The 11,465-nt window shown below is 36.2% G+C and carries 12 protein-coding genes and 1 tRNA gene; 9 read left to right on the forward strand and 4 right to left on the reverse strand.

The features are described 5' to 3' along the window. Window positions 1-179 precede the first annotated feature (179 nt). Window positions 180-1,814 (forward strand): DUF3373 family protein, encoded by a 1,635-nt coding sequence (locus V4762_RS06320; RefSeq protein ID WP_347314941.1) that lies wholly within the window; start codon window positions 180-182, stop codon window positions 1,812-1,814. Window positions 1,815-1,863: 49 nt separating this feature from the next. Here the strand turns inward: V4762_RS06320 and V4762_RS06325 are convergent, their stop codons facing one another. From V4762_RS06325 to V4762_RS06335, 3 genes are all read right to left on the reverse strand, one after another. Beyond that, a complete protein-coding gene (locus V4762_RS06325; protein ID WP_347314942.1) occupies window positions 1,864-2,973 on the reverse strand; it encodes a hypothetical protein in 1,110 nt (369 codons plus the stop codon). A 10-nt stretch (window positions 2,974-2,983) separates the two neighbouring features. Continuing rightward, the gene (locus V4762_RS06330) at window positions 2,984-4,162 is read right to left on the reverse strand and encodes a serpin family protein (protein WP_347314943.1); all 1,179 of its coding nucleotides are present in this window, start codon (window positions 4,160-4,162) and stop codon (window positions 2,984-2,986) included. Window positions 4,163-4,285: 123 nt separating this feature from the next. After that, on the reverse strand, window positions 4,286-4,948 hold the full coding sequence (locus V4762_RS06335) for a HesA/MoeB/ThiF family protein (RefSeq protein WP_347314944.1): 663 nt from the start codon (window positions 4,946-4,948) through the stop codon (window positions 4,286-4,288). 83 nt (window positions 4,949-5,031) lie between these two features. On the opposite strand from V4762_RS06335, the gene V4762_RS06340 reads away from it, so the two are divergent. Next, window positions 5,032-6,636, forward strand: coding sequence for a DUF445 family protein (locus V4762_RS06340; protein WP_347314945.1), 1,605 nt, complete (start codon window positions 5,032-5,034; stop codon window positions 6,634-6,636). Here V4762_RS06340 and V4762_RS06345 read toward each other — a convergent pair whose 3' ends face one another. Continuing rightward, window positions 6,637-7,224, reverse strand: a complete 588-nt coding sequence (locus V4762_RS06345) for a sulfite oxidase-like oxidoreductase (protein ID WP_347314946.1) — start codon at window positions 7,222-7,224, stop codon at window positions 6,637-6,639. A 223-nt stretch (window positions 7,225-7,447) separates the two neighbouring features. Between V4762_RS06345 and V4762_RS06350 the strand changes: the two genes are divergently transcribed. The 7 genes from V4762_RS06350 (at window position 7,448) to gcvH (ending at window position 11,465) form a co-directional block, all read left to right on the forward strand. After that, window positions 7,448-7,720: an FmdB family zinc ribbon protein gene (locus V4762_RS06350; protein WP_347314947.1), complete on the forward strand. Its 273-nt coding sequence runs from the start codon at window positions 7,448-7,450 to the stop codon at window positions 7,718-7,720. A gap of 6 nt (window positions 7,721-7,726) precedes the next feature. Continuing rightward, window positions 7,727-7,801: transfer RNA gene (locus V4762_RS06355), tRNA-Pro, on the forward strand. A 146-nt stretch (window positions 7,802-7,947) separates the two neighbouring features. After that, the gene (locus V4762_RS06360; RefSeq protein WP_347314948.1) at window positions 7,948-8,868 is read left to right on the forward strand and encodes a dihydroorotate dehydrogenase; all 921 of its coding nucleotides are present in this window, start codon (window positions 7,948-7,950) and stop codon (window positions 8,866-8,868) included. Between the two features lie 52 nt (window positions 8,869-8,920). Then, a complete protein-coding gene (gene dtd, locus V4762_RS06365) occupies window positions 8,921-9,370 on the forward strand; it encodes a D-aminoacyl-tRNA deacylase (protein WP_347314949.1) in 450 nt (149 codons plus the stop codon). After that, on the forward strand, window positions 9,367-9,954 hold the full coding sequence (gene rdgB, locus V4762_RS06370) for an RdgB/HAM1 family non-canonical purine NTP pyrophosphatase (protein WP_347314950.1): 588 nt from the start codon (window positions 9,367-9,369) through the stop codon (window positions 9,952-9,954). Before dtd ends, rdgB begins: the two co-directional genes overlap by 4 nt. 12 nt (window positions 9,955-9,966) lie before the next feature. Beyond that, entirely contained in the window at window positions 9,967-11,058 is a 1,092-nt protein-coding gene (gene gcvT, locus V4762_RS06375; RefSeq protein ID WP_347314951.1) for a glycine cleavage system aminomethyltransferase GcvT, read from the forward strand. A gap of 32 nt (window positions 11,059-11,090) precedes the next feature. After that, entirely contained in the window at window positions 11,091-11,465 is a 375-nt protein-coding gene (gene gcvH, locus V4762_RS06380; protein WP_347314952.1) for a glycine cleavage system protein GcvH, read from the forward strand.

Below are 11,465 nucleotides of genomic sequence, written 5' to 3' on the forward strand. Positions count from 1 at the left end.
GTATATTGACACTAATCTTATTTTAATTATAATTTAATGTAATTCAAATTTTTATTTTAAAAATAAAAAGGGGCAGTGGGGGGATTTTCTTTTTGTAAGTACCTTATCTACAAAAGGAGGTGGGATGTTTTTATTTTAGGAAGATAGTTTTTTAATTTTTTACGTAAGGAGGAGATGAGTTGAGAAAATTTTCATTGTTTTTTGCTCTATTATTCTTTTTTTTGTTAACTTCATCTGCATTTGCAGGACCATTCTCGGATGTACCGGCTAATTCTTGGGCATACAAGGCAGTGCAAGACTTAGCGGCAAAAGGACTGGTTATAGGCTATGGAGATGGCACTTTTAGAGGTGACAGACTTGCCACTCGTTATGAGATGGCAATGGTAGTTGCAAGAATGCTCGATATGTATGAAAAAGGCCAGAATGCTCAAGATCAAAAGATCCAGTTAAACGCTAACGACATCGCAACACTTATGAAGTTAGCTGATGAATTTAAGTCAGAACTAGCTTCTCTTAACGTTAGAGTTGCAGCACTTGAGAAAAAAGCAGCTCTGGACACGGTGAACTTTACGGGGGATGCAAGGTTTAGGCTTGCCTATCGAAAGCAAACTTTCTATGCACTTGATGAGCCATACAAGGTTGCTTCTTTAGGGTATACGACTCAAAATCTACCTGGCACTACAATTAACGGATCTTATGTAATGCCTGTTGTAAACGGTCTATATCCAAGTGGCGCACAAACTACAAAGCCCTTAGATAAGACAGATACATTTATGCGCTACTATATAAGATTAAACGTTAATGCGCCAGTTGCAGACAACATATCTTATACTGGCAGGCTTTCAATGGAAAAGAACGCAGGCAAAAACGGGACAGGTGATCTATCAAGCCCCTTTGGAAATCCAAATACTGGAGCTATTACTTCTGGATACAATGATAATGACAATAGGCTATTCGTAGAAAGGTCATTTATAACCTGGAATCTAAATCCATATCCAGTAACCTTTTTGCTTGGACGACTGCCTACTATGGTTGACGGCCAATACTTCAATAAATTCTTTCTTGATTCAGAGACTGAAGGGGCAATCGTAAGGTTTGACCTAAATAACTTCTTACCACAGTCGAATCTTTCACTTGCCTGGGTGAAGTTTTTTGATGATGGCTTGATTACTGCAAGCAATGAAACATACGGTTTAAAGGACAGAGATGCTTATATTGCGAGCTTTAAGTCAAAGATTTTTAATGCCTTTGGCTTAGAGGCTGATTATGGCACAATGCCTAATTTTACCTATTTTTCTAATTATAATATTTCAACTCCTACTACAGCTGCTTCCAATCCTCAATATGGAAAGTATAACTGGTGGACAATTCAATCTGATTTCAACTTTTATGGAGTTAATTTCTGGGCTGGTTATGAGGGCACATGCGTAGATATGCCTGCTGGAATTACTGGCTCTTCAAAAAATTATACTTATTCTGGAATGAATTCTGTAAATGGCGGTGCTTGGAGAATCGGAGCGCTATATAAGCTTCCTGTAGGTTATCTATGGGGAGATTTTTATTTCGGAAACAACAAATGGTATAACCCTGTAGCATTTTTCTACTCTAGCTCTGATACCTCATGGAAGGATTTCTATCAGGTATGGTATATATTGCCTATAGCAAAGAACACTACTTTGAAGTTTAACTATGAATATTGGAAGGGCAAGAAGCCTTATGCTACAGATGTAGCAAACCAAGTATATTATACTTTTAACCCAATGCAGCTCGATACCGATCAAAGATATTACATTCAGATGGATGTAAGCTTCTAAAAAAATATGGGCGCAAGAAATTGCGCCCATATAAATACATTTTAAACTTTTATTTTACTTTGTCTCCCAGAATGCCTCCCCATTCTACAACTGTAAAACCATTCCTTGTTGGCTTCACTAAAACAGGCGTTGGTATTTTGATGGGATTGTCAAGAGGACTGAAGTATAAGATTACTCTTATTACAGTATCTGGAGTAGGAGTGACCTCTAATTTAAGATTGTTCTCAATAAATTCTTTTGACAACGGACTTATCAGATAATAGTTAGCTCTTTTTAAGTTCTTCAGCCAATATTCTTTAAATTGAGCAGTCTCTTTCTTGTTCAAACCTAAGACTGGCAGAAATTTGTCGAAAAACAAGCTAAGATCGTTGTAGCCTACAATCCAACCCTCAGTTGGCGTGAAGCTTTCGTTTAAATCCGCTTCGTAAAAAAGATAGTCATATTGTTTATCTATCTTGCCATTCTTTGTAACGTTTACAGTCCATTTTCCATTGTAGTCGGGAATGGTCTTTGTAATCTTGCCGTTTGGGTCTATCGACACGGTAACCGTGCTATCAGCAGTAGGGTAGAGATATATTGCAGGCTTTTTGACAACCGTGTGATCGATAGGTCTCCAGCTATCAGATTTTATATTTTCTATCTTTTCAAGATCTGTAATTAGCTTGCCATCGCTGACGTATTTGTCGCTGAGACCATTTGTAAGAAAATCCTTTAGCTCGTCCTTAGTGTTAAATATGCATTCGAAACTGTCGCCTACTAGTGACGAAAGGTCCTTGCTCCTTAGATCTGGATATTGCTCCAATAGCGTTTTGAAAATGGAGTTTTCAGGATTTTCTTTAAAGCCTCTAAATAGGGTTAACGTGCCCTTTACATAATACTTTGCGTTTTCGGGAATCTGGTGATCTAAGAACCATGGCTTAATGGTTTCATTTTCGTTGTAGGTTTCAACGTTTAACTCGCTTTCTTCTATGGTTAAGCCATATTCTGTTTCAGATTTTGTAAACTTTACGTAATCTGAACTGCCAAGAGAGCTTAGTACGCAATTGACGTCATTTTGCGGGCATGCAGTGCTGGCATGAGACACACTCTCAAAGGATGTAAAAAAAGTAAAAAATAAGATAATACTAAAAATTGAAAAAAACCTAAATAGCTTCATCAAAAAACCTCCTTTATTGTGGATTTAAAATTTTTCCTAAGAATAAAACTGTTTTTGTTTTGTTATCCATTATTGCGAAGATAAAAGGATGATCGACTATGAAATTTTTTACTGGAACAGGGTTGAAAGCTGTCGTAGTAAAGCTTATGGATGTAGCTGCAGCGGCCTCTGTACCAGTTTCGTTTACATCTATATATGCTTGATGGATAACGTCGGAAATGTAGAGACTCTGAGATTTACTTATGCCAGAGAAATCAGCATCTGTAGTAAAAGCTGACCTCATTCCTAAATCGCTTAATTGTTTGGCTAAGTCTGATGTGTAACTAAATTTAAATTTTGGAATCTTTATGTTTAATTCCTCAGGTTTCATATTCCTCAATATCGACCTAAATTCTTCGTCGCTTAAATTTTTTATGAAATTGTCTATGTTTCCTTCTGGCAAAATTATTACTAAGGAAAGGCTATCTCCTTTATAGTTTAACTGCAACAACTTTTCTGATTGATTTTCGTAATAAAAAAATGCTCCATCTTGCTGCATAAAAGTCGTCTTAACTGGCTTATCTGGAGTAACATAAAAGTTTAGGTCTGAATCTTCTTTGGGATCAAACGATCTTTCCCAATTGCCCTTAAAGTAAATTGCGTTGGTTATAATAATACGAGTATTGATGCTTATACTGCTCGGACTTATCAAATTTTTTATAAGGTTGTTCGTGTTTTGTTCTATCCATGAGTTTATGGTGTCTGAGCTATCTTTTGGATTGTTTTGAAAATCTAAGTTTTCAACGTGGGTGTCAAATAAGTTAGTGGCATTGTTCAAAAAATCTTCTTCTGGTTGAAAACCATTGTCAAGCCATAGGGCATTTGCAATGTTAAACTTATTTGAGCCAATTGAGGCGCTATCTATTATATCTTTGTAAGACTGATGAAACTGCTCAAGAGGTAAATTGTTATTTAGAACTTTGTCAAACTCATCTTTTGTGGTGCCACCTGCCCATAAAGATGTTATAGAAAGAGCTGTATATATGCTAAAAGGCGAGAAGACTATATTTTTATCAGAATTTAATTCTCTAAACATATTAAAAGCAAAGGTGTTGTTGTTTTCAGAAAGACTAGAGAGCTCGTCTACAGCATAAGCGCTTGATTGAACTGACACAAGAAACAAAAAAGCTAACAAAAAACTCAAAAACTTCAAAGTATACCACCCCTTTTGATTTATTTTAACTTAGTATATCACAATTACAAAAGATTAAATTTTAGGGTTTAAAGGCGTGCTAAATTGATTGAATTTTGCTATACATAAAATTTTATATTTTCACTAAATTACAGAATAAAAATTATCCATCAAATCAAAATACATTCCAACTTTTAGCACGTTGCCCTTGTTTATCAATATTTTTACCACTTCCATAGCTTGAATTGAAGCAGCTACTGCGACAGTAGGCGAAATTATGCCCCTATATTCTTCTGTGCCTCTATTTTTTTTGAAATCAATTATTTCGTCTTCTGGGAAGAAAACCCTTATCTCTCCAGAAGTCATTGAGACTGCTGCATGGACTACGGGTATGCCAAGGCTTTTGGCAATTCTGAACAACAGCGACCTGGAATTGTTGTTATCGAGTGCATCTACTACCACACTTGATCCTCTTAATATTTCACCTGCGCTCTCTTCGTTGAATCCAGCCTCAAATGAATCTATTATTACTTCTTTGTTGATGCTTTTTGCTCTGATTTTAGCTATCTCTACCTTTGGTTTGCCAAGAGAATTGACATCTGAGAGTATTTGTCTATTTAGGTTTGATTCATCAAAGACGTCCTTGTCTACAATTTTTATATGGCCTACTCCTAATCTGACAAGGTGCTCAAGTACAAAGCCCCCAAGGCCACCCATTCCTACAATAGACACGGTAGAGTTAAAGAGCTTTATCTGGTTTTCTTTTCCCAGAGACATTACATTTCTCTCAAATTGTTTTGCTATCACTTTATTCTCCTTAAAATTTAAATATTTATATCATATATGTTATATTTAAAATTACTTTAAATCAATTTTATTGGGGTGATAATTTGAAATTTGACAGAGTATTTTATTCTTTATTAATACCATATATTCTTTTGTTTATTTTTGGGAATCTTTTTAAGATCGAATTTTTTTTATCGATTATGCCAATCTTTCTTGGCGCCCTTGTGGGATACGTTACGAACGTTGTGGCTGTGTGGATGATATTTAACCCAAAGAAGAAAAAATTTGGCTATCAGGGTATAATCCCAAAGTCGAAATTTGAAATAAGCGAAAGGCTGTCGAATATTGTAGAAAAAGAGCTTATTAATCACGATTCTATATTAATTATGCTTGAAAGCAAGTCTGACAGGATAAAGAGATCGCTAGTAGATTTTCTATACTCTTTGTTGAACAATGATTTTGGATCTGCGAAGGACTGTTTTAAAGATAAATCTTCAGAGTTCAGATCTATGTTTGTAAGATTGTATGAGGAAAATTTGAATTTGATAGTGCGTCTTGTAGACTCTATTCTCTTAAAGGTGCTATCCAATCCTCTGGGCAAACTTATTGATTTGGAAAAATTAAGAGTTGAAATAATAAATTCTCGAGAGACTATAAAGGATAAGTTTGATAACTTCTTGGCTGAAAAGACGATAGTTGATGTATTTGGGGAAGACAATCTTGACGTAGTTTTCGATAAAATTAAAAAATATCTGCAGTATGATTTTAAGGAAGTTCTGTATTCAAACCTATCAGATAAGAGCGTTAACCAGATAGTGCCCAATTCGAAGCTAATAGTAAATTTTGTGCTTAACTGGCTGGCTACAAAGCTAAGCGATGATGAGTTTGTAGATAAAATAGCTTCTTTTATTGAGGAAGAGATTAAGTCTTCTAAAAAGGGCATTGTCGAGGAGGCTTTACTTTTTTATACAAACATTTTTGCACCAAATTATATTTCTGAAAAGATTAAAAAATTTATTACGGGTTTAAGAGAAGAGATAATTTCAAACGAAAAGTTTGTTGAGAGCATAGAATATAGCATAAATGAACTAATGAGCAAAAAATTAAGTGAAATTGTAACCGCTGAGAGTTTTTTTAACTCTTATGATAAGGTATTTACTTTTTTTGAGCCAAATATTGATGATTCAAGGGTCAGGGTGTATGACAAGAAAATATTGGATTATTTTGGTTACGATGCATTTGAAAAAGTTTTGCTTACTCTGTTCGGCTGTATCGATGAGAACAAAGAAAAAATATATTTTAAAGAGTTATATCTTCTGAAGAGAGAGAGCTTTAAGTCATGGCTTTATACATTCCTGGGTTCTGACAAGGTTAAAAGAAAAGTTAGCGTAATTGTTGAGTACCTGCTTTCAAGGAAAATAGGAAATATCGTCAAATTTTTTGAGAATATGAACCTGGATATAGACCTGATCTTAAGTGAAATTGTTGATGGATTGTATGCATATATAAAAGACTGGATATCTCTTTTGATAGGTCATGTGGACGTAAAATTGATAGTAAAAGAGAAAATAGAAAACTTTTCGGTGGAAGAGATGGAAAACCTTGTTTTTGGCATAATGGACAAGGAGTTTAGGATAATAGAGCTCTTGGGAGTGCCTATAGGAGCGCTATTGGGAATTGTCCAGGTGGTTGTGAGCCTTTTTAAATAACTATTCGTATCTTTCTTCGAGCCATGGATCGCCTCTCATATGATACCCTCTATCTTCCCAAAATCCCGGCATATCTTGTTCGACTAATTCTATCGATTCTATGTATTTAGCACTTTTCCAGGCGTAGAGCTTCGGAATTACGATTCTCAATGGATAGCCATTTGACTTTGGGATGGGCATAGAGTTCATCTTCCACGCAAGCAAAGAGTCTTCTTCAAAAAGATAACTTAAAGGAAGATTTGTGGTGTAGCCTTCGCGGCAGTGGACTATAACGTATTTTGCGCTCTCTTTTGGCTTGCACATCTTCATAAGCTCTTTTGTCTGCACTCCTTCCCATACTATATTTTTTACGCTCCAGGTGGTAACGCAGTGAAAATCGGCAGTTAGCTCTACAGGTTCGAGCTTCTTTATCTCATTAAAGCTCATGATTAATTCGCTCTCTACAAGACCATATATCCTAAATCTAAAAGATGATAGATCTACTTCTGGAACCTTTTTTATGTCATATACAATCGGTTTTTCAACCCATCTCTGACCTGGAGGCAGCCTGTCAGGTCTATTTGTATCTGAGCTAACTATTGATCTCATGTTTTGCCTCCTTTATAAAATATAATGTTAATTATTATCATTATATAGCAAATAATTTGCCAATACAAAAAATTGTGTATTTAATAAATAGTTCTTATATTAAATTTATAGCTATTTTATGCGAAAATGATTGATAATATATTAATATAAATTTTTGTATTAACAAATAATAATTTTTGGTTTATAATAAATTGTATATATTTTAATTTAAGGAGGGATGAAAATGCCAACTTATGTTTATAGATGTAATAGCTGTGGAAATAAATTTGAGTTGCGAAGATCTTTTAAGGATGAATCGGAGGTTTTGTGCCCTGAGTGTGGCAGTCCTTCCGAAAAGATTTTTGTGCCTGTGCCTATAGTTTTCAAGGGATCTGGATTTTATGTGAATGACTCCACAAACTCTAAAAATAGCGCTGGCACCGTATCGTCAGGCGACAAGGGATCTCTTTCTATCGAAGGCGCAAAGTGTCCTGCGTCAAACAAAACTAAGAAGTAGTTTTTTCGGGGCGTAGCGCAGTGGGAGCGCGCCTGCTTCGGGAGTAGGAGGTCGGAGGTTCAAATCCTCTCGCCCCGACCATAAGTATAAATTTATTTTTTTAATATAATTTGAGGGTTTTTCAAGGGAGATAATTGAGCTGATACTTAAAAGATTTTGTAACTTTTATGGGATTATTAAGTTTCATAGTCATTGCGAATTTCTTTTGCCTTTTTACATGGTGCGCAATGTCTAATTTAAGGATAAAGCTTGACAAGAAATTTTTAGAAAATCCCTTTATAGCCCCCTCAGGCGTATTTGGTTTGGGCTATGATGTGAGCTTTGATTATGAGATTAAAAAATTTGGCGCTTTTACAATGAAAACTGCTACCACAAAAAAAAGAGATGGGAATATCCCACCAAGGACAGTAGAAACGCCTGCTGGAATGCTAAATTCTATCGGGCTTCAGAACCCGGGCATAGACGAATATCTAAAACTCTTCCCTGCAATAAAAAAATTTTTTTCAAAATGTCCGCTAATATTTAGCATATCTGGTGAAACAGTTGACGATTTTGAATATTTAGCTAATAGAGTTGCAGAGATTGAAAGCGATCTTATAGCACTTGAATTAAACCTTTCCTGTCCAAATCTACGAAGTGGAGGGGTAACCTTCTCTTCAAGCGTTAGAGATTCTATTGATGTTTGCAAAAAGGTTAGGAAGGCCTGGGGGAAAAGCCTAATAGCAAAGTTGTCCCCTCTTTCTGATTTCAAAGAAATGGGAATATCTCTGGAAGCTGAGGGTGTAAATATTTTTTGTGCAATAAATACATTGCCTGGAATGAGATTCGATATATACAAGAGGAAGCCATCACTTGGAAATTCTCACGGTGGGCTTTCAGGTCCTGCGCTATTGCCAGTATCTCTGAAATGCGTTTGGGATTTGCGCAAGGTTACAAAGTTGCCGATCATTGGAGTAGGCGGAGTGTATTCTGCGGAATCTGCTATAGAGATGTTTATGGCTGGAGCTAATTATGTAGGGATTGGCTCTGCTTATTATAACAATCCAGATTTATTGGACGAGGTTATCGGCGGCGTTAAGAAGTTCTTGATAGAAAACGATCTGAAGGGTATAGAGGAGCTTGCCTCTCTGGCTCACAAGGATGCTTAGCAGAAGGAATCCTTTAAAATATTTTCAAATAATAAGGGGGAAGTGATAAGTTTTGAGGGTTGTTGTCCAAAGGGTACAAAGCGCAAGCGTCAGCGTAAGTGAGAAAAATTTATATTCATCCATAGATAGAGGCTTAGTTTTACTTGTAAACGTCGAGAAGGATGACTCCAAGGAAGAGATATCTTCATTTTGTGAAAAAATATGTAAATTAAGGCTTTTTCAATCTGAAAAGATGCCGATGGACATATCTCTTGTCGATATAAATGGCGAAGTATTGATCATACCTCAATTCACATTGCTTGCTAACACATCAAAGGGCTTGAGACCGAGCTTTGAGAGATCTGAAAAGCCAGATAGGGCTAATGAACTATTTGATTATATGTTTAGCGTTTTAAAAGAAAAGGTTGTTGTAAAAAAGGGATTTTTCGGGGAACACATGCAGGTATCTCTTATAAACGATGGGCCTGTAACGGTTATTTTTGATACCAGGATGAGTCTATGAAGTTATTGCTTGCTACTAACAATAAAAACAAAATAAAAGAAATTGTAAACATTTTATCTAAATATTATTTTGAATTTGTGCTGCCAGGGGAAGTAGGTTGCTTTATCGATCCTGAAGAAACAGGCTCTACTTTTTGTGAAAACGCTTTAATAAAAGCCAGGGCATTCTATGAAGCTACAGGTATCGCTGCTTTGGCAGATGACTCTGGCCTTGAAGTTGACGCGTTGGACAAAAAGCCAGGGGTTTTGTCATCAAGGTTCTTTGGCGAGGTAACAGACGCAGAAAAATGTATGGGTATTTTGAAACTTCTTGGTGATTTGCCATTCGAAAAAAGGACTGCAAGGTTTAAGGCTTGTTTTGTTTTGTATAACGGCAAGATTTTGAATCAGGCAGAAGGTGTTTGTGAGGGACGCATTGCTTTTGAGCCTAAGGGCGAAAATGGGTTTGGTTACGATCCAATATTTATTCCATTAGACTTTAAAAAAAGTATGGCCGAGCTATCACTTGATGAAAAAGAAAAGATAAGCCACAGGGGCAATGCATTAAGAATTTTCAGTAATAACATAAAAAAATTTAACAAATAGGAAGGTGAAGTAATGGAAAATCTTAAATCAACTCCGCTTGAGGCCGAACACATAAGGCTAAAGGCGAAAATGGCGCCATTTGGCGGTTGGAACATGCCTATTCAGTATGAAAGTATAATTGAAGAGCATATGCAGTGCAGAAAAAGTATAGCGCTTTTTGACACCTGTCATATGGGAGAGTTCTTCTTTACTGGCGATCTGGAAAAGACAAACATTGAGAGAGCTTTTTCATTTAAAGTCGGAACTATAAAAGTTGGAAAGTGCAGATATGGTCTCATATTGAACGAAAAAGGTGGAATGGTAGACGATTGCATTATCTACAGATTGGGCGAAAATGAGCTTATGATGGTAGTGAATGCAGGTACGAAGGATAACGATTTTAACGTTATAAAAAGTGTCTTAAAGGGTGATTTTGTATTCGAAGACAAGTCTGAAGTTACCTCAAAGATAGATGTTCAGGGGCCTCTTTCGAGAGATCTATTAAGAAAATATTTTGGCAGCGCAGTGGACGAGTTAAAATATTTCTCTTTCGTCAATGCTAATCTCATGGGTCAGGATGTAATGCTTTCAAGAACTGGTTATACGGGGGAGCTGGGTTTTGAGATATACATGCCATCAAAGATTTGTGTAGAGGTTTGGAATGAATTGCTTAAAGATGAAAGGATAAAACCTGCTGGTCTTGGAGCAAGGGATTTGCTAAGGCTTGAAATGGGCTATCCTTTGTACGGCAGCGATCTTGATGAAGAAACTACGCCTTTGGAAGCTGATCTGTCATATTTTGTGCACCTTGACAAAGATTTTGTTGGCAAGGATGTGCTTATGAAACAGGTGGAAAACGGATTAGAGAAAATTAGAGTTGGTTTTGTTTGCGATGGAAGAAGGGCTCCCAGACACGGTTATAGAATTTTTGCGGACGGGGTAGATATTGGATACGTTACGAGCGGTGGCTTTTCTCCGTCATTGGGCAAAGGAATCGGTATGGGTTATGTAAAGACCAAATATAGCAGTGAGAATTCTACATTAGAGCTATCGCAAGACAAGGTAAAAATCAATGCTGTAGTGGAAAAGATACCTTTTTACAAAGATGGATCTCTTAGAAAATAAAAAAACTAAAAAATATTTGAGGAGGATTATTTATGTCAAGATATTATTCAAAGGATCATGAGTGGTTAGAGATCGAGGGAAATGTGGGAACAATTGGAATTACAGATTATGCGCAGCATCAATTGGGAGATATAACGTATATAGAAATGCCTGAAGTTGGTTCTGAGATTAAGCAATTTAGCATATTTTGTACTATTGAATCTGTAAAGGCTGCAAGCGATGTTTATGCCCCAGTGAGCGGCAAGATAAAAGAGATTAATGAAGCCTTGGAAAACACGCCAGAAATTATAAATAAGAGTCCTGAAGGCGAAGGCTGGATAGTAAAGGTTGAAGTTTCAAATGTGAGCGAGTTTGATAACCTGATGGACAAGAGCTCTTACGAATCTTACGTTAAGGGGTTGGACTAA

The organism is Thermodesulfobium sp. 4217-1 (genome assembly GCF_039822205.1).
GTDB lineage: Bacteria > Thermodesulfobiota > Thermodesulfobiia > Thermodesulfobiales > Thermodesulfobiaceae > Thermodesulfobium.